A 26,436-nucleotide genomic window follows, 5' to 3' on the forward strand; every position below is an offset into this window, starting at 1 on the left:
GCTCGGCAGGCTTTTTGGTGCTCGGGGATTTAGCAGTCATCTTGGTTCCTTCGTCAGACGACGAGACCAAAACACTCCTTAAAGCTCAACCCTCAATCTGTGCCATGGGCGCTGACGGGGAACAGGGGAAAAGATTGCACCATCAAAACCCGGGATCAAACAGCTAGCGGCTTTCATGACCAAGCGCACCCACATGCTTCTGTCCGTCCTCTATCCCGACCATGTGTTCGGGTAACACCATCTGGAGGGTTGTTTATAACAGTCGTGTCGGTTATTTATAAGGCGTGCGCCACGGTATCGCCGGGCACGGAAACCCGGAACGACTATCATGCCTATACAAGAACCCAGCCCGTTGGGGGGCGAACGACAAAAAGCACTGCCTGCGCCAACCTTGGCGCTGAACCTCATGGCCGACGAGTTCGATGCGTTGAACGCGAGCAGCGGGCCGCAAATCGCTTATCGCGACCTGTTCTGCCCACACATGGACCTGCCGCGCGCCTTGCGGAACTGGTCAGAGGCTCGGGGCGTCCAGTTGCGGAGCCTTCGCAAAATCACGCATGAGCGCGGCGGTCGGTCGCAGAAGGTGCTTTTCGGCCTTCATGACGGTTATGCCGTTGAAAGCGTTCTGATCCGTCGTCACGACGGACACACCGCCTGTATTTCGTCACAGGTTGGATGTGCCTTCGCCTGCCAGTTCTGCGCTTCCGGCCAAGCCGGCCTCAAGCGCAACCTTTCGGCGGGCGAGATTGTCGAACAGGTCGTTCAACTCGGGCCGAAGGTCAACCGGATCGTGTTCATGGGCATCGGCGAGCCTTTGAACAACTACGAGCAGGTGATGAAGGCGATTCGTATCCTGCGCGACCGGCGAGGGATGAATTTTCCCACCACGGGAATCACGCTTTCGACCATCGGCATACCGAAGGCTCTAGCGCAATTGCGAGAAGAGCATCTGGCGATCAATCTGACTATATCGCTGCATGCGACGACGCAGGAAGTTCGCGACCGTCTCATCCCCGGATCGCGTAAGCACGACATCAAGGAAGTCATCGCGCGCGCTTCGTCATGGGCGGAACGGCACAACCGGATCGTCACCTTTGTCTATCTGGTCCTCCCCGGCATCAACGACACGCTTGCTGATGCGAAACGGCTTGCCGGTCTCATGAACAAGCGAAGGGCGCGTGTGAACCTTATGCGCTGGAATCCTGTCGATGGCATCGCGCTTGATCGAACCGGCGACCGCAGCCTCGGACTTTTCCGTGAAGTGCTGGATCGCGCCGGTGTGCCGGTCGTGGTGCGGGATACACAGGGGCGGGATATTTCGGCGGCATGCGGTCAGCTCTGGTTGCGCGATCTGCGCGGAATCCCGGTCGAAAAACGCGGAGCCACAAAAAAGGCCGCCTAGCGGGAGCTTAGGATGCGGCGTTCGAAAAGACATGCGAACGATGCCTTCCGATCAAGTGAAACGCTGCTCGGGTCGCGCATACCTCTCTTGTCGCTGATCCAGACGCTTGCGGTCGCTGAATATCTCAACTTCCGCCACGCAGCGAACGCACTCGGGGTTGCACAATCCAGCGTCAGCGCCCGCGTGAAGGCGCTGGAAGAAGACCTTGGCATCCTCCTGTTCGAGCGTCGTGCGCGTGGCGTTCGGTTGACCGAAGCCGGACGCCACTTCGTCGAGCGGATCGCAGCCGGCGTCGATCAACTCGACCATGCGGTGAAGACCGCAGGCATGGCGGCGACGGGGGAATGGGGCCGCCTGCGCATCGGCGTCCATGCCTTGATTCCGCGCAGCTTCCTCGCCGATCTGATCGGGCAGTATCGGGAAAACCATCCCGGCATCGAGGTCGAAATCACCGAAGGCACGGCCCGCGATGCGGTCATGCAGCTTCGTGCCGACCGGCTGGACGTGGCGTTCGTCGCTGGCACACCAGAGCTGCCCGACTGCCATACACGGCCGGTCTGGACTGAATCGCTGGTAGCGGTGCTACCGGATAGGCATCGTCTTGCCGGGCAGCCGGCAATCACTTGGGCCGATCTGGTCGGCGAAACCTTCCTTGTCCGCTATGGTGGCACTGGCCCGCAGGTTCATGACCATATCGTGCTGCGCCTTGCCGGGCGCTGGCCCGCGCCTTCGATACTGCGCTTCGACGTAGGACGTGGCACGCTACTATCCATGGTCGGACAGGGATTCGGCATTACCATCGTCGGGGCAGCGACGGCACTGCTGCCGACTGCCGGCATCACCTTCCTGCCTTTCGCCGATGAGCCAGAGCCGGTTGCCTTTACCGCCGTCTGGTCGCCGTTCAATCGAAGCGCCGCGCTCCGTGATCTGCTCTCTCTCGCAAAAGAAATGGGTCGGCTGATCCGCGTCGACTGAACCTCTGCCCGTTCCAGCCAACCGCCAAAGCAAGGCATAGGGGTTTCATACGGCCAAGAATGACGGGAACGTCAACAGCGGGGGATTGGGTGGCTACGAGCCAGCGATACGGCATTGCGAGGCAACAGCTGATCGTATAAGTGATAGCTAGTCAAATTTGTGATCGTGGAGTGGTCAGCATGGGAAATCCAAAGTCAGCAGACAAGTAAGCCGCAACAGCAAAATTGTTGTTGCGGCGCTCTGTGAGACCAATCCCATGTGATTGCTGATGTGCAGACGCCGCCCGAGATTTCTTAATCGAGCGGTTGACTTATCATGACCATCACACGCCCTGCATGGGCCTATACGCTGCCGGCAGCCCTACTGCTGATGGCTCCCTTCGACATCCTCGCTTCACTGGCGATGGATATTTATCTCCCCGTCGTTCCAGCGATGCCCGGCATCCTGAACACGACGCCCGCCATGATCCAACTCACGTTGAGCCTCTATATTGTGATGCTCGGTGTGGGCCAGGTGATTTTTGGTCCGCTCTCAGACCGCATCGGGCGACGGCCAATTCTACTTGCGGGCGCAACGGCTTTCGTCATTGCGTCTCTGGGAGCAGCTTGGTCTTCAACTGCACCAGCCTTTGTCGCTTTCCGTCTGCTTCAAGCAGTCGGCGCGTCGGCCATGCTGGTGGCGACGTTCGCGACGGTTCGCGACGTTTATGCCAGTCGTCCTGAGGGTGTCGTCATCTACGGCCTTTTCAGTTCGATGCTGGCGTTCGTACCTGCGCTCGGCCCTATCGCCGGAGCGTTGATCGGCGAGTTCTTGGGATGGCAGGCGATATTCATTGCTTTGGCTATACTGGCGATGCTCGCACTCCTAAATGCGGGTTTCAGGTGGCACGAAACCCGCCCTCTGGATCAAGCGAAGACGCGCCGATCTGTTTTGCCGATCTTCGCGAGTCCGGCTTTTTGGGTTTACACCATCGGCTTTAGCGCCGGTATGGGCACCTTCTTCGTCTTCTTCTCGACGGCTCCCCGTGTGCTCATAGGCCAAGCGGAATATTCCGAGATCGGATTCAGCTTTGCCTTCGCCACTGTCGCGCTTGTAATGATCGTGACAACTCGTTTCGCGAAGTCCTTTGTCACCAGATGGGGCATCGCGGGATGCGTAGCGCGTGGAATGGCGTTGCTCGTTTTCGGGGCGGTCCTGTTGGGGATCGGCGAACTCTTCGGTTCGCCGTCATTCCTCACCTTCATCGTGCCGATGTGGGTCATGGCGGTCGCCATTGTCTTCACTGTGTCCGTTACCGCGAACGGCGCTTTGGCAGAGTTCGACGACATCGCAGGATCAGCGGTCGCGTTCTACTTCTGCGTTCAAAGCCTGATAGTCAGCATTGTCGGGACATTGGCGGTGACGCTGTTAAACGGTGACACAGCGTGGCCGGTGATCTGTTACGCCACGGCGATGGCAGTGCTGGTGTCGTTGGGGCTGGCGCTCCTTCGGCTCCGTGGGACTGCCACCGAGAAGTCGCCAGTCGTCTAACCGACGACTGGTGGCAGGCCCGCTCCGATGCGGCGCACTAACCATCGAAACCTCGTGAATGGCGGTATCCTGTCTGGCAGGATACCGCTCATTTCCCTTGTTCAGTTCATCGCCGTCGCCGAGCATCTGAATTTTCGGCATGCGGCCAAGGCACTCGGCGTCAGCCAGTCGAGCGTCAGCGCGCGTGTGAAAGCGCTGGAGGATAACCTTGGTATCCTGCTGTTTGAGCGCCATGCGCGGGGCGTTCGGCTAACAGACGCAGGCAGGCACTTCATGGAGCGTGTCACGGCGGGTGTCGATCAACTCGATCACGCGGTGAAGACCGCCGGCATGACAGCTCAAGGAGAATGTGGCCGGCTTCGCATCGGCATCCATGCCTTGATCCCACGCAGCTTTCTCACGGAGCTGATCCGTCATTATCGGGAAGCCCATACCGGCATTGAGGTCGAGATAACCGAAGGCACGGCCCGCGATGCGGTGATGCAGCTTCGTGCTGACCAGCTCGACGTGGCGTTCGTCGCGGGCAAGCCCGAGATGCCCGACTGCCATACCCGACCGATCTGGACCGAACCGCTGGTGGTGGTGCTATCGGATGGGCATCGCCTCGCCGGGCAGTCCGCAATCACTTGGTCCGATCTGGTCGGCGAGACTTTCATTGTTCGCTATGGTGGCACCGGCCCGCAGGTCCATGACCATATCGTGCTGCGCCTTGCCGGGCGTTGGCCCGCACCGTCGATCCTGCGCTTTGATGTGGGGCGCGGCACGCTGCTATCTATGGTCGGACAAGGCTTCGGCATCACTATCGTCGGCGAGGCCACGTCATTATTGCCGACGACCGGCATCGTCTTCCTGCCCTTCCTCGATGAACCGGAGCCGGTTGCCTTTACAGCCGTCTGGTCGCCGTTCAATCGCAGCTCCGCACTGAAAAATCTACTCAACCTCGCAGGCAAAATGAAGCGTGACGGCGATTCGCCCAATCGTTTCCTCGATGGCACTCGACCGGCACGATAACGGCAAAGGCGACCCGTCCTATTTGCCGCCGATAGTATCCGGCAGCCCTCCGGCATCCTCTTTCCTGTTGCCCGTCCCGATTTTGCCTACTCTCTGATCGGCTCCGTCTTTTTTTGCCGACTGGAGCCTGTATGCGCGGAGGCCGAATCCTTTGGGGGCAGATTGGTGCCGTCTTCACCATCGTTCTGGTGATGGTGTGGGCAGCGACGCAATGGACGGCGTTCCGCCTCGGCTTCCAGCCGCAGCTTGGAGCACCATGGTTCGAGCTGGCGGGCCTGCCGGTCTATTATCCGCCCGCCTTCTTCTGGTGGTGGTTTTCGTTCGACGCCTACGCGCCCGCGATCTTCGTCGAGGGCGGCATCATCGCGGTATCGGGCGGCTTCCTCGCCATCGCCGCCGCCATCTTCATGTCGATCATCCGGGCGCGGGAGGCGCGCAACGTCGCCACCTACGGATCGGCGCGATGGGCTGAGGACCGGGAAATCCGTGCGGCCGGATTGCTCGGCCCCGATGGCGTCTTGCTCGGCCGATACGACCGGGACTATCTGCGCCATGACGGTCCCGAGCATGTCCTATGCTTTGCCCCGACGCGTAGCGGCAAAGGCGTCGGGCTGGTGGTGCCGACGCTGCTGACATGGCCGGCATCCGCCATCGTTCACGACATAAAAGGCGAGAACTGGACGCTGACAGCGGGCTTCCGCGCGAAGCATGGCCGCGTGCTGCTGTTCGATCCGACCAACGCCAGATCGTCGGCCTACAACCCGCTGCTGGAGGTCCGGCAAGGGGAATGGGAAGTCCGCGACGTGCAGAATATCGCGGATATTCTGGTCGATCCCGAAGGCAGTCTCGACAAGCGCAACCATTGGGAAAAGACCAGCCATAGCTTGCTGGTCGGCGCGATCCTGCATGTTCTCTATGCGGAGAAGGACAAGACCTTGGCGGGCGTCGCCAACTTCCTGTCCGATCCCCGCCGCCCGGTCGAGGCAACCTTGCGCGCGATGATGGACACGCCGCATCTCGGCGAAGCAGGCGCTCATCCCGTCATCGCGTCGTCCGCCCGCGAACTGTTGAACAAATCCGAGAACGAGCGGTCGGGCGTGCTCTCCACCGCCATGTCGTTTCTCGGCCTCTACCGCGATCCCGTGGTGGCGCGGGTGACGGCGCGGTGCGACTGGCGCATTGCCGACCTGGTCGGCAGCCGCCAGCCCGTCACGCTCTATCTGGTCGTGCCGCCATCCGACATAAACCGCACCAAGCCGCTCATTCGCCTGATCCTCAACCAGATCGGCAGGCGGTTGACCGAGGAACTGACCACCTCCGGCAAGCGCCATCGGCTGCTGTTGATGCTGGACGAGTTTCCGGCGCTCGGCCGGCTCGACTTCTTTGAATCGGCGCTCGCCTTCATGGCGGGGTATGGAATCAAAGGCTTCCTGATCGCGCAGAGCCTCAACCAGATCGAGCGCGCCTATGGCCCGAACAACGCGATCCTCGACAACTGCCATGTGCGCGTCAGCTTCGCCACGAACGACGAAAGGACGGCCAAGCGGGTGAGCGACGCACTCGGCACCGCGACCGAACTGCGCGACTCCACCAACTACGCCGGGCACAGATTGGCCCCGTGGCTTGGGCATCTCATGGTTTCACGGCAGGAGACGGCCCGCCCGCTACTCACGCCGGGCGAAATCATGCAGCTTCCGCCCACCGATGAAATCGTGATGGTCGCGGGCACACCGCCGATCCGCGCGACCAAGGCCCGCTATTTCGAGGACGCGCGGTTGCAGGAACGCATCCTGACCCCGCCCGATCTGGTCGCCGCTCCGCTGGCGCCCAGTCCATCCGCCGATGATTGGTCCGGCCGTGTGGTCGCGGCGGAAAGCCATTCCGCGACCGACGCCGCACACGGGGCCGAGGGCGATCCGGCCAATGCTGGCATCCGCCGCGAGCCGGAGCTGCCTGAGCATGAGGAAATCGTCGCCCCGCCGCCATCACCCGAACAGGAGTTCGAGTTTGTGGACGACGAGCCGGACGTTGACGCGGCCAAGGCCCGCGCCATGCGCCAACGTATGAGGATGGTCGCGCGGCAGGTCGCATTGAACCCCGATGACGGAATCGACCTTTGAGGACACGACCATGGCAACCAGAACCCGCCTGAATCTCTATTTCGACCCCGCGCTCATTCCGCAGATCGAAGCGATGGCGCTGCGCCGCTCGGTGGCGCTGCGCCGTAATGTCTCAAAATCCGCCATCGTGGAGGCGGCGGTCATATCTTACCTGTCCGGCGATGCCGACGACCAGCTTGAAGCCGCCATGTCGCGCCGCATGGACAAGCTCGGCCGCCAGATCGACACGCTCGACCTGGATCTCGCCGTCCTCGGCGAGACGGTCGCGCAGTTCATCCATTTCTGGATGACCATCACACCGCCGCTTACGGGAGCCGCACAATCCGCTGCCCGAGCGAAAGGCGCGGAGCGGTTCGAGGGCTTCATGCAAAATCTCGGCCGGCGTCTGGCGACGGGCGACAGGTTCCTCAAGGAGCTGTCGCGTGACCTCGACTCACTTCCCGACGATCAGTTGCCGGACGAGTCCGAGAGCAACGGCGATCAAGAATGAGTATTCGGACCCATCCTATTTACCGCCGTTCGCCGCCGATCACCGCCGCCTCATAGATACTTGTTGAACCGGCCGCATTTCGGTCTCTCTTAATCGACCCCGATCTGGGGATTGCCTGTCGCGCCCCATGAAGAAACGGGGCCGACATGACCACCAACCACCAAAAACCGGAATCCATCGCGCGCGGCGCGCGCATGTTGCGCACCGCGCTCGGCCCCGCCATTGCCCGGCTGCTCGAAGACCCGGCCGTCGTCGAGGTGATGCTGAACCCGGATGGTCGCCTTTGGGTGGACCGGCTATCCGAAGGGCTTTCCGACACGGGCGAGCGACTGTCCGCCGCCGATGGCGAACGCATCGTTCGGCTAGTCGCGCATCATGTCGGCGCGGAGGTTCATGCCCGCAGCCCCCGCGTCTCGGCCGAACTGCCCGAGAGCGGGGAGCGGTTTGAAGGGCTATTGCCGCCCGTGGTCGCTGCCCCGACCTTCGCCATCCGCAAGCCCGCCGTCGCGGTGTTCACGCTCGACGACTATGTGGCGGCGGGCATCATGTCCACCGATCAGGCGGAAACGCTGCGCGAAGCCGTCGCATCCCGCGCCAATATCTTGGTAGCGGGCGGCACCAGCACCGGCAAAACCACGCTGACCAATGCGCTGCTCGCCGAGGTGGCGAAGACGGCGGATCGCGTCGTCATCATCGAGGACACGCGCGAGCTGCAATGCGCCGCGCCCAACCTTGTCGCCATGCGGACGAAAGACGGCGTGGCGACGCTTTCCGATCTGGTCCGGTCCTCGCTGCGCCTGCGCCCCGACCGCATCCCTATCGGCGAGGTGCGCGGATCGGAAGCCCTCGACCTGCTCAAAGCATGGGGCACGGGCCATCCGGGCGGGATCGGCACCATTCATGCAGGCACCGGCATCGGCGCGCTGCGCCGCCTTGAACAGCTCATCCAAGAGGCTGTCGTCACCGTCCCGCGCGCCCTGATCGCCGAGACAATCGACCTCGTTGCCGTCCTTTCCGGGCGCGGTTCCGCGCGCCGGCTGGCCGAACTCGCCCGCGTCGAAGGGCTGGGACCGGACGGCGACTACCGCATCACGCATCCCATCCCTTTGGCAATCCCCACCAGCACAGGAGAATCTTCATGATCCGCACGATTTCGCGCGGCTATCGCTTCGCCGCGACCGCCGCATCCACCCTTGTCATCAGCTTCATGCTCGCCCCGGCCGCCCATGCGTCCGGTTCGTCGATGCCGTGGGAAGCACCGCTCCAAAGCATCCTCCAGTCCATCGAAGGGCCGGTCGCCAAGATCATCGCCGTCATCATCATCATCGTGACCGGCCTGACTTTGGCCTTCGGCGATACGGGCGGCGGCTTTCGCAAGCTGATCCAGATCGTGTTCGGCCTGTCCATCGCCTTCGCGGCGTCGAGCTTCTTCCTGTCGTTCTTCTCGTTCGGCGGCGGGGCGCTCATCTGATGGCGGGCGGCCTCGAACAGCTCGACGCGGTGCCGGGGTTCACGGTCCCGGTCCATCGGGCGCTGACCGAGCATATTTTGCTCGGCGGCGCACCGCGCTCCATCGCGATTCTGAACGGCACGCTGGCCGGGGCCGTGGGCCTCGGCCTGCGCCTCTGGCTGGTCGGCATCGCCATCTGGGCCATCGGTCATTTCGCGGCCGTGTGGGCGGCAAAGCGCGATCCCCTCTTTGTCGAGGTCGGGCGGCGGCATCTGCGCATCCCCGGCCATCTGGCGGTGTGAGGGAGGCGCGTCGATGATGAACCTTGCCGAATACCGCAGCACCGCCACCCGACTCGCCGACTATCTGCCATGGGCGGCACTGGTCGGCTCCGGCGTCGTCTTGAACAAGGATGGGAGTTTTCAGAGGACCGCGAAGTTTCGCGGCCCCGATCTGGATTCCGCCGTCGCGGCCGAGCTGGTCGCCGTCGCCGGCCGCATCAACAACGCCGTGCGCCGTCTCGGCTCCGGCTGGAGCATCTTCGTCGAGGCACAGCGCAGCGAGGCGGCGACCTATCCCGATAGTCGCTTTCCCGATGCCGCGTCGGCGCTGGTCGATGCGGAACGGAAGGCTGGTTTCGAGGAAGCGGACGCGCATTTCGTGTCCGGCTACTTCCTCACCTTCCTCTGGCTGCCCCCGGCCGAGGAAGCCGCCCGCACTGAGGCATGGCTCTATGAGGGCCGCGAGAAAACCGGCGTGGACCCGTGGGAGCTGATGCGCGGCTTCATCGACCGCACCGACCGCGTGCTGGCGCTGCTCGACGGCTTCATGCCCGAGTGCCGTTGGATGGATGACGGCGCAACGCTGACCTACCTCCATTCCACCATCTCAACCAACCGCCATCGCGTGCGCGTGCCCGAGGTGCCGATGCACCTCGACGCGCTGCTCGCCGACCAGCCGTTGACTGGCGGGCTGGAGCCGCGCCTTGGCGACACACATCTGCGCGTCCTGACCATCGTGGGATTCCCGACCGCAACGATGCCGGGCCTGCTCGACGAGATGAACCGGCTGCCGTTCCCCTACAGGTGGGGCACGCGCGCGATCCTGCTCGACAAGACCGATGCGACCCGGTTGCTGACCCGCATCCGTCGCCAATGGTTCGCTAAGCGCAAGAGCATCGCGGCGATCTTGAAAGAGGTGATGACCAACGAGGCGTCCGCCCTTGTGGACACCGACGCGGCGAACAAGGCGCTCGACGCCGACATGGCGTTGCAGGAGCTTGGGGCAGACGTGGCGGGCATGGCCTACGTCACGGCGACCGTCACCGTATGGGATGCCGACCCGCGCGTGGCGCAAGAGAAGCTGCGCCTGGTCGAGAAGATCGTTCAGGGCCGTGACTTCACCGTCATGCCCGAGAGCGTCAACGCGGTTGACGCATGGCTCGGCAGTCTGCCCGGACACGCCTACGCCAATGTCCGCCAGCCGCCCATCAGCACTTTGAATCTCGCCCACATGATCCCGCTTTCAGCGGTGTGGGCGGGGCCGGAACGGGACGAGCATTTCGGTGCACCCCCTTTGCTCTTTGGAAAGACTGAAGGCTCAACCCCGTTCCGGCTAAGTCTCCATGTCGGCGACGTAGGACACACCCTTGTCGTTGGCCCGACCGGCGCGGGCAAATCCGTGCTGCTGGCGCTCATGGCCTTGCAGTTCCGGCGCTATGCGGGATCGCAGGTTTTCGCCTTCGACTTCGGCGGCAGCATCCGCGCCGCCGCGCTCGCCATGGGCGGGGATTGGCACGATTTGGGCGGTGGCCTCACGGAAGGAGATGAGGCGTCCGTTTCGCTCCAGCCACTTGCCCGCATCCACGACACCTATGAACGCGCATGGGCGGCGGACTGGATTGCGGCCATCCTCATGCGCGAGGGGCTGGCGATCACGCCCGAGGTCAAGGAACACCTTTGGACGGCGCTGACTTCGCTCGCTTCCGCGCCGGTCGAGGAACGGACCATCACCGGCCTTGCGGTGCTGTTGCAATCCAACGATCTGAAACAGGCGCTCCGTCCGTTCTGCGTCGGCGGTGCCTATGGCCGGCTGCTCGACGCCGAGACAGAGCATTTGGGATCGGCGGACGTGCAAGCCTTCGAGATCGAGGGCCTTGTCGGGACCGGCGCGGCCCCTGCCGTGCTTGCTTATCTGTTCCATCGTATCGGCGACCGGCTCGATGGCCGCCCCACGCTGCTCATCATAGATGAAGGCTGGCTTGCCCTGGACGACGAGGGTTTCGCCGGCCAGCTCCGTGAGTGGCTGAAAACGCTGCGCAAGAAGAACGCCAGCGTCATCTTCGCCACACAAAGCCTGTCCGACATTGACGGCAGCAACATCGCGCCCGCGATTATCGAGAGCTGCCCGACGCGACTCTTGCTGCCGAACGAGCGCGCCATCGAGCCGCAGATCACGGCCATCTATCGCCGCTTCGGCCTCAATGACAGGCAGATCGAAATCCTCGCACGGGCCACGCCCAAGCGGGATTATTACTGCCAGTCACGGCGCGGCAATCGCCTGTTCGAGCTTGGCCTGTCCGAAGTCGGCCTCGCCCTCTGCGCCGCATCCGCCAAATCCGACCAGACCCTCATTGCGCAGATCGTCGCCGAACGCGGCCGCGACGGCTTCCTCGCCGCATGGCTGCGCGAGCGCGGCGTCGATTGGGCGGCCGACCTGATCCCGAACCTCACCAATCTTGCCGACCGGCCGGAATCCGCCGCGCCGGCCCCGCTCGATAGCCACCCCACACAGGAGATTCTTCCATGACCTATCCCAAGATCGTTGGGGCCTCGGCCCTCGCGCTGGCGCTCGCCATGCCCGTCGCGCTTTCGCCCATGCTGGCAAGCCCGGCCCATGCACAATTCGGCTTCGGCCGGATCGTCTATGACCCGACCAACTATGCGCAAAACCTGCTTACCGCCGCGCGCACGCTGGAGCAGATCAACAACCAGATTCAGAGCCTCCAGAACGAGGCGCAGATGCTCATCAATCAGGCCCGCAATCTGGCGAGCCTGCCATATTCCTCGCTCCAGCAGCTCCAGCAGAGCGTCCAGCGCACGCAGCAGCTTCTCGGGCAGGCACAGAACATCGCCTTCGAGGTCGGCCAGATCGACCAAGCGTTCCAGAAGCAATATGGCAATGTCTCGCTTTCGGCGACCGACGCCCAGCTTGTCGCCGATGCGCGCAGCCGGTGGGAGAACACGGTCGGCAGCTTGCAGGACGCCATGCGCGTGCAGGCGGGAGCGGTCGGCAATATCGACAGCAACCGCGCCGAAATGGCCGCGCTGGTCGGCCAGAGCCAAGGCGCGACCGGCGCGCTGCAAGCCACGCAGGCCGGCAACCAGCTTCTCGCCCTCCAGTCGCAGCAGCTTTCCGACCTGATCGCGGTCATCTCGGCCAATGGCCGGGCCGACGCGCTGACCGAGGCCGAGCGCGCGACCGCTGCTGAACAGGGCCGCATCCAGCGCGAGCGGTTCCTGACACCCGGCACCGGCTACCTGCCGGGCAACGCGCAGATGTTCAACAACGGCAACAACTGACCGGGAGGCTCGCCATGGACGGCAAGATGCTGGCCCGGCTCGGGGCCGTGGTGTTCGTTGCGATTGCCTTGACAGTGACCGCAATCGACATGGCGCGGAAGGATGAACCTTCCGCGCCGCTCCCGGCCTCGGCCCTCCAGCCGCCGCCCGATCCCCTGCGCGCCAGCCTGCGCCGTTGCCAGCAGCTCGGCGAGGCCGCCGCAAGCGATGCCGACTGCCTCGCCGCTTGGGCTGAATCCCGCGACCGCTTCCTCGGCCGTGACCGCAGCGAGGCGCGCTGACCATGGGCAACACGGGCGTCATCGACAATTTCCTCGGAGTCTTCACCTCCTACATCGACAGTGGTTTTGGGCTGCTCGGCGGCGAGGTCGCCTTCATCGCCACAACGCTGATCGTCATCGACGTGACGCTCGCCGCGCTCTTTTGGGCATGGGGCGCGGATGACGACATTATCGCGCGGCTGGTCAAAAAGACGCTGTTCATCGGCGTCTTCGCCTACATCATCGGCAATTGGAACAACCTCGCCCGCATCGTCTTCGAGAGTTTCGCCGGCCTCGGCCTCATGGCCTCGGGCACCGGCTTTTCCGTCACCGATCTGATGCGGCCGGGCCGCGTGGCGCAGACCGGCCTCGACGCCGGCCGTCCGCTTCTCGATTCCATTTCCGACCTGATGGGCTGGATCAGCTTCTTCGAGAACTTCATCCAGATCGCGTGCCTGCTGTTTGCATGGGCGCTGGTGGTGCTGGCCTTCTTCATCCTCGCCATCCAGCTTTTCGTGACGCTGATCGAGTTCAAGCTGACCACGCTCGCCGGCTTCGTCCTGATCCCCTTCGGCCTGTTCGGCAAGACCGCCTTCATGGCCGAGAAGGTCTTGGGCAATGTGGTGTCGTCCGGCATCAAGGTCTTGGTGCTCGCCGTCATCATCGGCATCGGCAGCACCTTATTTTCGCAATTCACGGCCGGTTTCGGCGGGGCAACCCCGACCATCGACGACGCCATGGCGATTGTGCTGGCAGCCCTGTCGCTGCTCGGCCTCGGCATCTTCGGCCCCGGCATCGCCAACGGCATCGTCTCTGGCGGCCCGCAGCTCGGCGCGGGCGCGGCCGTGGGAACCGGCCTTGCGGTCGCAGGTGCAGGTGTCGCCGCTGGCGGCGGGGCTATGCTTGCGGCCAAGGGCGGTGCTGCCGCCCTCTCCGGTGGGGCCGCGGCCGTCCGCGGCGGTGCGACCGCCGCGGGCGCGGCAACCGCAGCCTATAGCGTCGGCGCGCTCGGCCAGTCCGGCGCGGTCGGTGTTGCTTCCGGCCTTGGTGGTGTTGCCCGCGCCGCAGGCTCGGCCGCCGTCTCTCCCTTGAAGCGCGCCGTCTCGAAAGCCACCGAGAGCGTCAAGTCCAGCTTTTCCGGTGGCGCACGCGCCGCCTTCGGTGTGACCGGCGGCTCATCCACCGCAGGCACGGTCGGCGGCGCGAGCGCCGATCCCACCGCAGCAGCATCCGGCCCGGCCGGCAGCCCGCCCGCATGGGCGCAACGGATGCGGCGCTCGCAGGCCATGAACCACGGCACGACCATGGCCGCCCATGCGGTGCGCTCCGGCGACAGCCACGGCTCCGGTTCCTCCATCAACCTTTCCGAAAGTGACCGCTCATGAGCATCTTCAAACGACCAGCAACCCACTACGGCAAATCGCCGGAACCCGAGACGCCCTATCAGAAGGCCGCGCAGGCATGGGACGAGCGTATCGGCTCGGCCCGCGTGCAGGCGAGGAACTGGCGTTATATGGCCTTCGGTTCCCTGATCCTGTCGGCCGGCTTCGCCTCGGCGCTGGTCTGGCAATCCGCGCGCGGGACCGTGGTGCCGTGGGTGGTGCAGGTGGACAATCTTGGACAGGCGCAGACCGTCGCGCCGGCCGCCGCCGATTATCGCCCGACCGACCCGCAGATCGCTTTCCATCTCGGCCGATTCATCGAGCAGGTCCGCGCGATCCCGGCCGACGCGATCATTGTCCGCCAGAACTGGCTTCGCGCCTACGAATGGACCACGGATCGCGGGGCGGCGGCGCTCAACGACTACGCCCGCGCCAATGATCCTTTCGCCAAGGTCGGCCGTCAACAGGTCGCCGTCGAGGTGTCTAGCGTCATCCGGGCGTCCCCCAACAGCTTCCGCGTCGCGTGGACCGAACGCCATTTCGAGAACGGCCAGCTTTCCAGCACGGAACGATGGACCGCGATCCTGACCATCGCCATCCAGCCGCCGCGCGATGCCGAACGGCTGCGCGCCAATCCGCTCGGCATCTACGTCAACGCAATTTCGTGGTCGCGGGAGATGAGCCAATGAGGACGATCACCCGCACCCCCACAATCGCGGCCGTGCTGCTTTCTGCCACCATGCTCGCAGGCTGCGCCACCAACCGGACGCCGCAATTCAGCTATGACGCCAGCGTACCCCCGCTGCCAACCGTGCAGGCGGCGGCAACCGATAACACGCCCCGGCCTTTGCGTGTGCCCCCTGCATGGACCGTCGCGCGTGGAGGAACCGCCGCAGGGACGCCGGCCGGCCGCGTCGAGAACGCCAATGCAGCCGCCCGCGTCGAGCCGCGCCGGGAAGGCTACTACAATGCAATCCAGATTTATCCGTGGTCGGAAGGCGCGCTCTATCAGGTCTATGCCGCAGTCGGGCAGATCACGACCATTGCGCTGGAGCCGGGCGAGAGCCTGACAGGCGCGGGGCCGATTGCGGCCGGCGACACCGCCCGCTGGATCATAGGCGACACCGAGAGCGGCAGCGGTGCGAACCGCCGCGTCCATATCCTCGTGAAACCGACGCGACCTGACATTTCCACCAACCTTGTCGTCACCACCGACCGGCGCACCTACATGATCGAGTTGCGCGCGCGGGAATCACTCTACATGCCGGCCGTCGCATGGGCCTATCCCGCACCGCCTGCCGGCCAGCGTCACACCGTTCCAGCCGCACCGATCATCCCGGCCGAGGCTGCGCGGAACTACCGCTATGCATTGCACGTGCAGGGCGACAACCCGCCATGGCGGCCGGCTTCCGTGTTCGACGATGGCCGGCGCGTCTATGTCGTCTTCCCGGCCGGGATCGTGCAGGGCGAAATGCCGCCGATTTTCGTGCTCGGCACGAATGGCGAACCGCAGATCGTCAACAGCCGAGTCCACCAGAACGTCCTGATCGTGGACCGCCTGTTCGGCGCGGCCGAGCTGCGCCTTGGCAACGGCAACCGCCAGCAGGTCGTCAGGATCGTTCGCATCAACCCGACGCAGGCCGCTGCCGCACAGCCCGCCAGCGCGACCGGAGGCTCCCCGTCATGACCGACAACACCATCAGCGACACCATCGCGCCCATGCGCCTGCGCGCCGAACCGCCGCGCGTCACCCGCCTGTCTCGCAAGATGCTGGCAGGCGTCGGCGCGGTCGCCTTGCTCGGCATCGGCGGCGCACTGATCTACGCGCTCCAGATCCGCGATGCAGGGCCGGGAGGCGAAGAACTCTATTCGACCGAGAACCGCCCAACGGCGGACGGCCTGTCCGGCTTGCCGCGCGACTATACGGGGCCGGTGCTCGGCCCGGCGCTGCCCGGCGACCTCGGCCGTCCGATCCTCGACGCGCAGAACAGGGGACAGCCGGTCGCGCCGCCCGTCATGACGACGCCCGCCGTCGATCCCGAAGAAGAACGCCGCCGCGCCGAGGAAGAAGCCGCGCGCTTGAGCAACGTGTTTTTCCAGTCCGGCCCACGCACGGGAGCGCCGGCAGGAACGTCCATGCCCGGCCTTGCAGGACTCGGCCTCGGCGGACAGCCCGCGACGCAAGACCGGCACGCGGCTTTCCTCAACGGACCCGTGGACCGGCAGACCATCGCGCCGGATCGCGTCGCGCCGCCGGCATCGCCCTACATCCTTCAGGCCGGGGCCGTGATCCCCGCCGCGCTCATCACCGGCATCCGCTCGGACCTGCCGGGCCAGATCACGGCGCAAGTGACCGAGAACGTCTATGACAGCCCGACCGGCAGCCTGCTCCTGATCCCGCAAGGGACGCGCATCATCGGTCAATACGATGACGGCGTGACCTTCGGCCAGCGCAGGGTGCTCTTGGTGTGGAATCGCCTGATCCTGCCCGGTGGCCGTTCCATCGTCCTTGAGCGCCTGCCGGGCGCGGACGCCAGCGGCTATGCCGGGCTGGAAGACGGGGTTGATTACCATTGGTGGGATCTGATGAAGGCCGCAGGGCTGTCCACGCTGCTCGCAGTCGGCACGGAGCTGGCGACCAGCGACGAGGACCGGCTTGTTCGAGCTATCCGCGACGGGGCGCAGGATACCGTCAATCAGGCGGGCCAGCAGATCGTGCAGCGCCAGTTGCAGGTTGCGCCGACTCTCACCATCCGGCCCGGCTTCCCGGTCAGGATCATCGTCACCCGCGACCTTGTATTTGAGCCGGCAGGAGGTTGACCATGACCAAGCTGAAACTCGGCCCGCTTCCCGACGACAAGCCCGTGAAGGTGACGGTGGAGCTACCCGCGCCGCTTCACCGCGATCTGACCGCCTATGCCGAGGTGCTGGCCCGCGAGAGCGGCCAGCCCGTCGCCGATCCCGTCAGGCTCATCGTGCCCATGCTGGAGCGGTTCATCGCCACGGATCGCGGCTTCGCCAAGGCACGGCGAGCCGCCAACTGAGTCCCATCCCGGCAGGGGTGCCGCCAGCGCATAGACGCAAATGCGGCACGCTACAGCCCGCCGACTGCCCTCCATGGTTCGCCCAATTCCGGGGCCTACAGCGCCCCGGAATCCACCAGAACCAAGGAGGATTCCATGTGTGCAGAGCGCCGTCGCGCCCGCAAAGGGCGACCGCGACAGCCGGTCCCCGAGACACTTCCCGACGATCTTTTCGACTATGCCGACGAACCTACGCCGGACGGCCGGGAGCGCCGCAGGTCGCCGCTTCGCATCGTCGATGTGGTGTCGTTGCCTGTCTTCGACGACTGGCCCGAGAAGGTGCCGATCACCGAGGAAGAACTGCAAATCTTCGAGCGGTATTTCGGTGACGTGCTCGACCGACTGTTCGGCCCAATCGACGATCCTGGCAATCAGGACTTGCAACGGTTATCCTCCGATGATAACACTAAGCCATGAGCGAGGATCGTGACCCGAGCCTCGACACGCTTCTGGACCTCGACGGACAGGTGCTCGTTGTCGATCCCGAGGGCGGCCATTGGGTGAAGTTCGTCGTCACCCGCGTTCCGGCCTCGCCGGAAAAGCCGCACGGCCTCGATTATTCGCTCACGCTTCACGGGCCTTCGGGCGAACGGTTGGTCGGATTCGATAACGCCCATCCGGTCGGCCGAGGAAGGCGGGGCGAGCCGATGGACCACCGGCATCGCCTCCAGACCGTGAAGCCCTACGCCTACGAGGATGCGGCCACGCTGCTGGCCGACTTCTGGCAGGCGGCGGACGCGGTGTTGAAGGAACGAGGCGTAACATGACCACATTGAAAGTCGGGATTGCCGACTACGACGAGATGAAGGCGCGCACCATGCGGATCGCCAAAGGCGAGGAAAAGCCCGCACCCGACGATCCGAAGGTGTGGTTCACATCCATGGAATCCTTCGCGCAGCTCCTTTCGAGCGGGAACCGCGAGTTGCTGCGCGTCATCGACGAGCAGTCACCCGGTTCGCTGGAGGAACTGTCGCGGATCACGGGACGGGCGAAGCCTAACCTGTCCCGAACCCTCAAGAAGATGGCGAGCTACGGCCTGATCCGTATGGACCCCGGCGAGGGCCAGAAGCTCGTCCCTAAGGTGCTGCATGACCGCGTGGAGCTGGAATTGCCGCTGATAGAACGTCGCACGGCGGAAGGAGTCCGGTCATGAATATGCAAAGTCCCCATGTTGCGCTGCGCGCCGCGCTCTACCTGCGCGTTTCCACCACGCGGCAGGCCGAGCATGACGTGTCGATCCCCGACCAGCGCAAGCAGGGCGAGGCTTATTGTGTCTCGCGCGGCTACCAGCTTGTCGAAACCTTCGTGGAAGCCGGCGCTTCGGCCACCAATGACCGCCGCCCCGAGTTCCAACGGATGATCGAGGCCGGCACGTCCAAGCCCGCGCCCTTCGATGTCGTCGTGGTCCATTCGTTCAGCCGGTTCTTCCGCGATCACTTCGAGCTGGAGTTCAACGTCAGGAAGCTCGCCAAGAACGGCGTCAAGCTGGTGTCCATCACGCAGGAGATGGGCGACGACCCCATGCACGTCATGATGCGGCAGATCATGGCGCTGTTCGACGAATACCAGTCGAAGGAGAACGGCAAGCACGTCATGCGCGCCTTGAAGGAGAACGCCCGGCAAGGCTTCTGGAACGGCTCCCTGCCGCCCATCGGCTACCGTGTCGTCGATGCCGAGCAGCGCGGCGCGAAGATGAAGAAGAAGCTGGAGATCGACCCGCTCCATGCCGACACCGTGCGGCTGATTTTCCGCCTTGCATCGGAAGGCGACGGCACGTCCGGCCCCATGGGCGTCAAGAACATCGTCAATCACCTGAACAAGCACCGCATGTTTACCCGCAACGGCGGGCGTTGGGGCATCGGCCAGCTTCACCGTGTCCTGACCCGGCGCACCTATATCGGCGAGCATCGCTTCAATCGCCGCTCCAATAAGGGCGTGGTGAAGCCGGAGGAGGAAATCGTCACCGTCGCCGTGCCGCCGCTGATCGACCTTGAGATATTCGAGGCCGTGCAGAATCGCTTGAAGGTCAACAATCCGAAGGTGACGCCGCCGCGCGTCGTCAGCGGCCCGAACCTGCTGACCGGCATCTGCCATTGCGGCAATTGCGGAGGCGCAATGACGCTGCGCACCGGCAAGAACGGCCGGTATCGCTACTATGCTTGCTCGATTCGGGCACGGCAGGGCGACACAGGCTGCAAGGGCCGCGCGATCCCGATGGATAAGCTCGACCGCATGGTGGTGACGCATATCGAGGAAAGGCTTCTCGACCCCGAGCGGATCGAAGACGTTCTCGCCTCGCTTCTGGATCGCCGGCAGGAAGGCGTCGAGCGGCGCAGCCAGCATATTGCCGAGTTGAACCATCGCGCGGCCGAGGCCGACAACCGCCTCAAGCGCCTCTACGATGCCATTGAAGCCGGTTCGCTCGACCCGGCCGAGTCTTCCCTTGGCGAGCGCATCGCGGGCCTCACGGCGCTTCGGGATCAGGCGCGGGCCGATGCCACGCGGATCGAAGCCATGCTCGCAAGCTCTACCCACCAGCGCCTCACCGGGGCAGCCGTGCGGGAACTGGCGAGCGAAGCACGCACCCGACTGCGGCTTGGAAAGGGCGGCTATCGGCGGGAACACGTCCGGGCCTTCGCCCAACACGTCGAGGTCGCAGACGACGCGATCTACATCAAAGGAAGCAAAAACGTCCTGTTGAGGACGCTGGTAGCCGCCAAGGGAGGGAAATCGGCGGGAATCGGCGTTCCCGGTTTTGTTCCGAAGTGGCGGAACGGGAGGGATTCGAACGCAAGGGATCGCTCCTCTTTTTTCGCAAGCGAAGAAAACTCATGAACAGGAAGTTCACATCCAGAGCCTCGACCTCAGGCATCCCCACTAAAGCGCGCCTTAGAGGGCTATAGAGTAGATGTAGTTGTCATCTTCACCCGGTGCGGCGCGCCAACGCTTATCCTAAGTACTTGATGTAACACATTAAGTTTGGGACAGGTTTTGGGACAACGCCCCCGAATCAAAATTCGCGCTGGCCATTGCGAATCCTCGGAATGTCGAAGACCCTTTTTCCACTAAACGTGAGAAGAAGACGTCATGCCGACCTATAAACTCCGTGGGACGGACTACATCTATGAGCGGATTTCCACAGACGGACGCCTGACCAGCTACCAGGTCAAAATCCGTCGCAAGGGCTTTCCCAATCACACCGGCTCCTTCGACGATCTCGAAGAAGCCAAGCGTTTCGTGCGCCAAGTGATGGGTGACCAGGATCGTGGCCACAAGATAGATCGTTTGATCGGCCATCGTACCAGCGTGGGCGACGTCATCGATGACGCAATCACCGCTTTGGAGACTGGTCGCCGCCGAGTGAAGGGCAAGGAGACCGAGCTTTACCGCTTGCGTGCCTTCAAACGCGACTTTGTGCTGCTCTGCTCCACGGCCCTTGCGGATGCAAGCGAAGACATGTTCGAGGATTGGATCGCCGAGCGACTGGAAGAGGTCAAACCCAATTCGATTGGTCGCGATGTGCGACTGCTCAAGCCAATATTCGAGGCGGCGGCACGCAAATACGATCTGGCGCGATCACCGCTCGCCTATATCAAGCCGCCACGGTCGATCGACGAACGCATTCGCCGCATTCAGCCTGAAGAGGAGGAATTGCTGTTTGCCGAATTAATCGCGGCGCAGGACCCGATTGTGCCGCTGGCGGCGCAATTTGCCCTCGAAACGGGGTGCCGGCGCAGCAAGATGCTGCGCCTGGAATGGCCGGACTACGACGCGCAGGGCGGCACCATCTGGCTGGCCGATGCCAAGAATGGCCGCGGCCGCTTTTTACTCCTCACCGAGACGGCACAAAAAATCGTCGAATCCTTGCCGGCGCGCGCCCAGGGCGGCAAGGTGTTCAAGGCGAGCGGCAATCAGCTCAAGAAAGCCTTTGAACAGGCCCGCGCCCGCGCCGCCAAACGGGCGGAAGCTCTTGGGCGGCCGGATCTGGTCAGCGTGGGCACGCTGCGCTGGCACGATTTCCGCCATGAAGCGGTTTCACGCTGCTTCGACGCCGGCTGGACTTCCGAACAGGTCATGGATTTTTCCGGACATGTCGACGTCAAAAGCCTGCTGCGCTATCGCCATTCCAAGGTGGACGAAAGCGTAGCCCGCCTGCGTGCTTTGAAAAAGCCTCGTGCGACCTCCGTCACCGTTCTGCCTGGTACGCTGGACGGCAGGGTGGTGGAGGATCATGCCAGCATCGATTCCTAGTCTGTTCGGCGCAGCCAGGAATTCGCCGAGGGCAGCAGAGACTTTCTTCCGTTCTTGGATCGGGTTGATGGAATCGGTGTGGGTTTAGCCTTGCCACGCCCATTCTGCGCGGTGGTTGGGCTTTGACTCCGGGCCTTACCCGTTTCCATCGTGGCCACCGCACTCGGCAGAATGGCAGTAGCTTCGATCCACGCTTCGATATCTTCGGGGCGATAGAGGCACTTGTCTGTGGGCTTGAAATAACGGGGGCCTTTGCCCTGCGACGCAAGCTTGGCCAGCGTGTGGGTCGAAATGGGATAGCGTTCTGCCACGTCGGACCGTGTCAGATAGACCCTGGGCGTCGCGGAGACGCTGTCGCCGCTTTCTTGACACGCGGGCCGGGCTTGATCTCGGGTGAAGTTATGGGGGACGTCGATGCCCTGATGGCCGGGCGATGACGCGCGCCTAGAGCTCATGGTTGAGCTCCTTCGTCCGTTCGCGCTTTTGGAGGTAATCAAGGGCGAGCGTTTTTACATTTTGTCGAGACAATCGTTGTGCGAGGTAGCTCAGCCGGACCTTCTCAAGGCTCTCGCTGGTCTCTGAGATGAAGCTTGTCTCGATCTCGCGATCGAGCGTCCGAGTGTCGAGGAAAAGCTCTGATCTTTCTCGGGCGCGGGAGCTGGCGACATAGGCATCGTGCCGATCGAAACGCGCAGACAATAGGACCAGCGCGTGATCGACGGTGAGGCCTTGGGCCTGGAAAAGGGTGGTGGCATAACCATGCGCGAGGCGGGCACGGCCCTTGTTGTCGGCAACGTCTTCGGGCGTAAAGAGGACGTGCTGACCGTCCCGCTCGACTTGGATAGCAATGGCGCCGGTCTTGTCCCGATTGATGGAGACGATTTGGGCATGGCTGCCGTTAGTCACCGCGAGTTCGTCATTTCGACGCAGGAACCTGATCCGGTCGCCGACGGCAAGGCGCAGGCTGTATCGATTGCCGGATGAATCGACCGCTTCGATGGCGATGTCGGGGCCGGTCGGCACGCCGCGTTCTCGCAGCCGGGTGCGGATCGCGGCGGAGAGAGCGCGCACTTCCGCGTTGGTCTTGGCCGTGACCAGAATGTCTTTGGTCGGATCGGCGCGTGTGGTCTGATCCCAGCGAGCTGCAAGTGCTTCTACGGTCGCTCGCGGCCCGTCCCGCATTTCGATCCGGCGGTGATCGGCGAAGGCATCGAGCGCCTTTTGAGCCTTGCCTCGAGCAAAATCCTTGGGCGCCTGCCGTGCCCAGGCCTCATGCTGTCGAACGACAGTCTCGATGCGGGTGGCGCCAATGGTCTGCCTGATCAGGCGCATGGCGTGACCTGCCCCGATGGGCGTGAGCTGGTTTTCGTCGCCGACCATGAGGACGACACCACCAGTGCTGTCGACGGCTTCAAGGAGTTTGAGGGTCTGGAGTGTCGACTGCAGGCCCGCCTCCTCGACAATCAGACAGGTCTTGTCAACGAAAGGCGTGTTTCCTGGTCGATAGACTTGAGCCAGGCATCGATGGCGCGGGCTTCTATTCCAAGATCAGCGCCGAGAGTAATTGCGGCCCGCCATGCAACGGAGGCACCGGCAACTTCATAACCAGCCGATCGCCATGCACTGGCGACCGCCTTGAGAGTCGTCGATTTCCCGGTCCCGGCGCTGCCCTGAACCAAGACCAAACGGGCACCTCGCGTCGCGAACGACATGCTCTTGCTCTGCGTTGAGGCCCGATACCGCCAGGATCTGATCGGTCGTTGCTGCCTCGGGCGCTGCAATCAATGTCGTCGCATTGCGCGCGACCAAGGCCACCAGTGCGCGCTCGGCAGCGAGCATTTCGGGGGTGGTGAAGATGGCACCCTCAGACGTCTGGGCGCATTCGAGAACAGTGTTGCCGGCGATGAAGTCAGTGGCTCCATCAATGACCTCTTCGAGCCCAGCTCCGGTTCCGACCAAAGCATTGGCGCTGGCTTCAATGAGTTCTCGACGCGAAAACGTTGCCTGGAACTCGGTCAGCTTCGCCGGCACCGCCGCCAGCCTTTGTGGACGCTCAGTAGAGAAATCGAGCGGCGCGCGCGCCTGCTCGCGACCGGCTGCAAAAACGGTGCCAACGATCTTTTCGGGGGAGTAGCCGTGACGTTCGATTGCCTCGTGCCATTGCGCGGTGAGTTGACCGATGCTCGTATGATCCTTGGCCCGGCGATCCGTCGCATTGATGGCAGATGATAGGGCAGGGGCTTGCCCGGAGGTCAGTCCGGCGTCGGCAAGTTCCTCTTCTAGGGACGCGCGGCGGGCACCGAAATAATCGGTCAAGGTTTGCGGTATGCCGGCGATTGACCAGGACCAGCCATCATCGGCCTGTTCTATCGCAAAGCCGCGCTCTTGCAGCGCAGAAGCGAGCTGTAATCTGAACAGAGCTCCAAGAGCTTTTTTCCAAATCCGCAGTTGGCGGCTATCAATGCCACCCCAAGTGCCATCCGAACGCTCGGCTATGGATGGCAGGCAGACATGATGGTGCCGTCGGCAATCTGCGAAGACCTCATCATCGGCATGACGTTCGGGGCGCGCTTCAGAATGTGTAAACACTGCCGCCGCGAACTTTGAGTGTTCCCGACGCTCGCCATTGCGGCCGCGGCGCGAGAGCGGAATTTCTCGTTCGATGAGTTGGAGCGTGGCTTCAAGGGCGCTGCGCTCGGCCTCTGCCAGGCTCAGCCGGAGGTCGTTGGGCGCAGCGGCATAAAGCACGGAAAAGGATTTGGGGGCGGACAAGGTGATGTCGACGCCCAGCATATGCGGTTTCGTGCTCGCCTTGATGAGCGGCTTTCCGACGCGATCGAGCCCTGCGCAGATGCGGTCAAATTCAGTCGCATCCACCCGATCACCAGCGGCAATCCCCAAAGCATCGTGACCCCGCAGCCAGATACCAGCGGACTCGTTATCTGCATAGTACGACACCATCTGGGATTGACGGGTGTAGTAGGCGGACGATTTCATAACGGCGAAACTGGCGACCAAAAGAAAAGCCTCCGAGGGGAGGCCTTTCAACTATGCTTGTTACAGGGCAGGGTCTTTGGGATTAACTCTGATCTGTCCCCCCGGTCATCGATCTGACGTCGGGCCTTCGGCTTGCGAACAGACTGCTCAAGCTGGTCGACCCAGACTGCCGGAACGTGCCCAGGGCGGCGTTCTGACCACCCGGTAATCGGAATGTCGAGGATTGCTGGATTGCCAAGGCCCATGATCAGCGTCCTCGAAACCAATGTACCTCTGTGGTTTCGCACGCCAAGCTCGGTTTCAAACATGTAGGGATCGAGCACCCGCTCCTTCTCGCGCACGAGTACAGGCTTGTCGGTCTTGGCATTGAACTCAGAGGGGCTTGGACGCAGCACCGTGCGGTCGCCGATGAGCGCGCTGATCCGGTCCGCGGTGTCGCCTGCGTCAAGCTGATGGATGACCTTGATACGGAACCGGGCGAGTAGCACCTGGGCGAGTTCGGTGCCGTAAACTTTGGCCAGATGCGCGATATCCTGCACACCGCCGATGGTGACAAGGCCGAGTTCTCGACCAATGTTCAAGGCATTGGGGAGGCGGGTGATGACGCCCTGCTCCGGACGCTCATCCAAGCAAAGCACGAGTTTGCCGCCACGATTGCGATTCCGGTCCGGACTCATGGCAAGGCCTAGCAATCGATCGATCAGAAACCCGCCGAGTGCCGTGGATAGATAGGCGTATTCGGAGGACCGCTGCAGGATGATGGTGCTGGGCAGCTTTCCTTTCCTATTCACCCAAAGACGCAAGCTGAACCGACGGCCCGGCGGCACCTGCGCCCAGGCCTGGGCTAGCGGCAGGATGATGGTTGTCGCCGCGATCCAGATCGTGATCAGCAGGCTCATGGTGGTACGGTTTTCTTCGGGATCCTCGCTACCAAAAATCAGCCGGCTGGCATTGATCGAGCCCAGTTCTTCGGGCCTCGTTTTCATTCCCCCCCCGGGTACGAGCAGGGTGTTGGCCAGCTCGCCCCAACCCCATTTCCCCTCTTGGTCCTTTGCCAGGCCCCAGGTCAGATCGCCCGCGATCGATCCGCCACCCTTGCCCCACATGCGGTCGTCGCCATCCTCATCTACCATTCGCTTGCCGAATTCGTAGGCGTGATGGTGGTTCCTGATGTCGGCAGCAATGTCGTAAGCCCAACTGCGTGCGTCGTGCGGCGCGACAAGAATATAGTCGTCAACGGGCAACCCGGCTGTCATGTCGCCCTTAACGTCATGAATGAAAACCCTGTCGCCACGGCCGACAAACTGCTCGATCAGGGCGCGGAAGAGGGAAGTCTTGCCCGATCCCTGCGTACCGAGCCCGAGGAGATTGTAGCTTTCAAGTGCAGGCGTCAGCTGCACATGGGGTGCGATCCACAATCCGCCTTCGGCCGTTCTGCCCGTTTTCCTTATCTCTGAGCGCAGGCCGTTGCGCGCGTCTAGGTCGTATACCGGGCGTCGGCCCTTGACTGTGCGATCCAGTTCTCGCTTTGGCGTCGTTGCATCAATAGAGCGCATCGCCACCGCGAAAGCGATGATCCCGCCCGCGGCCAAAGCGGCAAAGTAATAGCTCATCCTTGGAGCGTTGAGGGCCGCTTCCAGCAGGTCAGCCACGGGGACGAGACGGCAATCAATCCATTCTATGCCGGTCAATTCCTCAACCGCTGCTTGCAAGAGCCGCCCGACATTGCGCCGATGACCTTGGTGGAGATTGTGGCGCGATCGAAGGGAATGAGCTGATTGTTGAGCTCAATCATCGTGGGGTTTGGGTGCAAAAGCAGCGTCAGCAAGGACAGGGCCAGGGCAATCACCATGGCTGAGAAGGCGCCGAGAAGAGCCGGAGCCGAGGACTTAGAGGTGTACATA

At 63.3% G+C, this 26,436-nt stretch carries 28 protein-coding genes; 22 read left to right on the forward strand and 6 right to left on the reverse strand.

Annotation, left to right across the window (positions count from 1 at the left end; translation table 11 throughout):
- Nucleotides 1–328: 328 nt before the first annotated feature.
- From rlmN to H0482_RS15660, 22 genes are all read left to right on the forward strand, one after another.
- On the forward strand, nt 329–1,402 hold the full coding sequence (gene rlmN / locus H0482_RS15555; protein ID WP_051231115.1) for a 23S rRNA (adenine(2503)-C(2))-methyltransferase RlmN: 1,074 nt from the start codon (nt 329–331) through the stop codon (nt 1,400–1,402).
- A 12-nt stretch (nt 1,403–1,414) separates the two neighbouring features.
- Nucleotides 1,415–2,377 carry a LysR family transcriptional regulator gene (locus H0482_RS15560; protein WP_029074207.1) on the forward strand — a complete coding sequence of 321 codons (963 nt, stop codon included), beginning with the start codon at nt 1,415–1,417 and terminating at the stop codon, nt 2,375–2,377.
- Nucleotides 2,378–2,692: 315 nt separating this feature from the next.
- Nucleotides 2,693–3,907, forward strand: coding sequence for a chloramphenicol/florfenicol efflux MFS transporter FloR (gene floR, locus H0482_RS15565; RefSeq protein WP_029074208.1), 1,215 nt, complete (start codon nt 2,693–2,695; stop codon nt 3,905–3,907).
- Between the two features lie 54 nt (nt 3,908–3,961).
- On the forward strand, nt 3,962–4,918 hold the full coding sequence (locus H0482_RS15570; RefSeq protein WP_035830405.1) for a LysR family transcriptional regulator: 957 nt from the start codon (nt 3,962–3,964) through the stop codon (nt 4,916–4,918).
- Between the two features lie 131 nt (nt 4,919–5,049).
- Nucleotides 5,050–7,038 carry a conjugal transfer protein TraG gene (locus H0482_RS15575; RefSeq protein ID WP_029074209.1) on the forward strand — a complete coding sequence of 663 codons (1,989 nt, stop codon included), beginning with the start codon at nt 5,050–5,052 and terminating at the stop codon, nt 7,036–7,038.
- A gap of 10 nt (nt 7,039–7,048) precedes the next feature.
- Nucleotides 7,049–7,528, forward strand: coding sequence for a hypothetical protein (locus H0482_RS15580; RefSeq protein ID WP_029074210.1), 480 nt, complete (start codon nt 7,049–7,051; stop codon nt 7,526–7,528).
- Nucleotides 7,529–7,674: 146 nt separating this feature from the next.
- On the forward strand, nt 7,675–8,670 hold the full coding sequence (gene trbB / locus H0482_RS15585; RefSeq protein WP_029074211.1) for a P-type conjugative transfer ATPase TrbB: 996 nt from the start codon (nt 7,675–7,677) through the stop codon (nt 8,668–8,670).
- On the forward strand, nt 8,667–8,999 hold the full coding sequence (locus H0482_RS15590) for a TrbC/VirB2 family protein (protein WP_029074212.1): 333 nt from the start codon (nt 8,667–8,669) through the stop codon (nt 8,997–8,999). Before trbB ends, H0482_RS15590 begins: the two co-directional genes overlap by 4 nt.
- Nucleotides 8,999–9,280, forward strand: a complete 282-nt coding sequence (locus tag H0482_RS15595) for a VirB3 family type IV secretion system protein (RefSeq protein WP_029074213.1) — start codon at nt 8,999–9,001, stop codon at nt 9,278–9,280. The genes H0482_RS15590 and H0482_RS15595 overlap by 1 nt, the downstream gene beginning before the upstream one ends.
- A gap of 13 nt (nt 9,281–9,293) precedes the next feature.
- Entirely contained in the window at nt 9,294–11,786 is a 2,493-nt protein-coding gene (gene trbE, locus H0482_RS15600) for a conjugal transfer protein TrbE (protein ID WP_029074214.1), read from the forward strand.
- Nucleotides 11,783–12,559: a P-type conjugative transfer protein TrbJ gene (trbJ, locus tag H0482_RS15605; protein WP_029074215.1), complete on the forward strand. Its 777-nt coding sequence runs from the start codon at nt 11,783–11,785 to the stop codon at nt 12,557–12,559. The genes trbE and trbJ overlap by 4 nt, the downstream gene beginning before the upstream one ends.
- Nucleotides 12,560–12,573: 14 nt before the next feature.
- Nucleotides 12,574–12,840, forward strand: a complete 267-nt coding sequence (gene trbK-alt / locus H0482_RS15610; protein WP_029074216.1) for a putative entry exclusion protein TrbK-alt — start codon at nt 12,574–12,576, stop codon at nt 12,838–12,840.
- Between the two features lie 2 nt (nt 12,841–12,842).
- A complete protein-coding gene (gene trbL, locus H0482_RS15615) occupies nt 12,843–14,204 on the forward strand; it encodes a P-type conjugative transfer protein TrbL (protein WP_029074217.1) in 1,362 nt (453 codons plus the stop codon).
- Nucleotides 14,201–14,890, forward strand: coding sequence for a conjugal transfer protein TrbF (trbF, locus tag H0482_RS15620; RefSeq protein WP_029074218.1), 690 nt, complete (start codon nt 14,201–14,203; stop codon nt 14,888–14,890). Before trbL ends, trbF begins: the two co-directional genes overlap by 4 nt.
- Entirely contained in the window at nt 14,887–15,888 is a 1,002-nt protein-coding gene (trbG, locus tag H0482_RS15625) for a P-type conjugative transfer protein TrbG (RefSeq protein ID WP_029074219.1), read from the forward strand. The genes trbF and trbG overlap by 4 nt, the downstream gene beginning before the upstream one ends.
- Nucleotides 15,885–17,021 carry a TrbI/VirB10 family protein gene (locus H0482_RS15630; protein WP_029074220.1) on the forward strand — a complete coding sequence of 379 codons (1,137 nt, stop codon included), beginning with the start codon at nt 15,885–15,887 and terminating at the stop codon, nt 17,019–17,021. The genes trbG and H0482_RS15630 overlap by 4 nt, the downstream gene beginning before the upstream one ends.
- A 2-nt stretch (nt 17,022–17,023) precedes the next feature.
- Entirely contained in the window at nt 17,024–17,245 is a 222-nt protein-coding gene (locus H0482_RS15635; RefSeq protein ID WP_029074221.1) for a DUF2274 domain-containing protein, read from the forward strand.
- Nucleotides 17,246–17,380: 135 nt separating this feature from the next.
- Complete coding sequence (locus H0482_RS15640; protein ID WP_029074222.1) at nt 17,381–17,701, forward strand: hypothetical protein; 321 nt, start codon at nt 17,381–17,383, stop codon at nt 17,699–17,701.
- On the forward strand, nt 17,698–18,051 hold the full coding sequence (locus tag H0482_RS15645; RefSeq protein ID WP_029074223.1) for a toxin-antitoxin system TumE family protein: 354 nt from the start codon (nt 17,698–17,700) through the stop codon (nt 18,049–18,051). The genes H0482_RS15640 and H0482_RS15645 overlap by 4 nt, the downstream gene beginning before the upstream one ends.
- The gene (locus tag H0482_RS15650; protein WP_051231117.1) at nt 18,048–18,437 is read left to right on the forward strand and encodes an HVO_A0114 family putative DNA-binding protein; all 390 of its coding nucleotides are present in this window, start codon (nt 18,048–18,050) and stop codon (nt 18,435–18,437) included. Before H0482_RS15645 ends, H0482_RS15650 begins: the two co-directional genes overlap by 4 nt.
- Complete coding sequence (locus H0482_RS15655; RefSeq protein WP_193730988.1) at nt 18,434–20,119, forward strand: recombinase family protein; 1,686 nt, start codon at nt 18,434–18,436, stop codon at nt 20,117–20,119. The genes H0482_RS15650 and H0482_RS15655 overlap by 4 nt, the downstream gene beginning before the upstream one ends.
- 252 nt (nt 20,120–20,371) lie before the next feature.
- Entirely contained in the window at nt 20,372–21,535 is a 1,164-nt protein-coding gene (locus H0482_RS15660; protein WP_193730989.1) for a tyrosine-type recombinase/integrase, read from the forward strand.
- Here the strand turns inward: H0482_RS15660 and H0482_RS15665 are convergent.
- The 6 genes from H0482_RS15665 to H0482_RS15690 are packed head-to-tail and all read right to left on the reverse strand — an operon-like array spanning nt 21,532 to nt 26,435.
- Nucleotides 21,532–21,990 (reverse strand): helix-turn-helix transcriptional regulator, encoded by a 459-nt coding sequence (locus H0482_RS15665; protein ID WP_193730990.1) that lies wholly within the window; start codon nt 21,988–21,990, stop codon nt 21,532–21,534. The genes H0482_RS15660 and H0482_RS15665 overlap by 4 nt on opposite strands.
- The gene (locus tag H0482_RS15670; RefSeq protein ID WP_193731025.1) at nt 21,980–23,053 is read right to left on the reverse strand and encodes an AAA family ATPase; all 1,074 of its coding nucleotides are present in this window, start codon (nt 23,051–23,053) and stop codon (nt 21,980–21,982) included. The genes H0482_RS15665 and H0482_RS15670 overlap by 11 nt, the downstream gene beginning before the upstream one ends.
- Complete coding sequence (locus tag H0482_RS17050) at nt 22,999–23,247, reverse strand: AAA family ATPase (RefSeq protein WP_193730991.1); 249 nt, start codon at nt 23,245–23,247, stop codon at nt 22,999–23,001. Before H0482_RS17050 ends, H0482_RS15670 begins: the two co-directional genes overlap by 55 nt.
- Nucleotides 23,135–24,553 (reverse strand): MobF family relaxase, encoded by a 1,419-nt coding sequence (gene mobF, locus H0482_RS15680; RefSeq protein ID WP_193730992.1) that lies wholly within the window; start codon nt 24,551–24,553, stop codon nt 23,135–23,137. The genes H0482_RS17050 and mobF overlap by 113 nt, the downstream gene beginning before the upstream one ends.
- 26 nt (nt 24,554–24,579) lie before the next feature.
- A complete protein-coding gene (locus tag H0482_RS15685; protein ID WP_193730993.1) occupies nt 24,580–26,223 on the reverse strand; it encodes a type IV secretion system DNA-binding domain-containing protein in 1,644 nt (547 codons plus the stop codon).
- Entirely contained in the window at nt 26,220–26,435 is a 216-nt protein-coding gene (locus H0482_RS15690) for a hypothetical protein (RefSeq protein WP_193730994.1), read from the reverse strand. Before H0482_RS15690 ends, H0482_RS15685 begins: the two co-directional genes overlap by 4 nt.
- Nucleotide 26,436 lies beyond the last annotated feature (1 nt).

It is taken from the genome of Devosia faecipullorum, from assembly GCF_015158295.1.
Classification (GTDB): Bacteria; Pseudomonadota; Alphaproteobacteria; order Rhizobiales; family Devosiaceae; genus Devosia; species Devosia faecipullorum.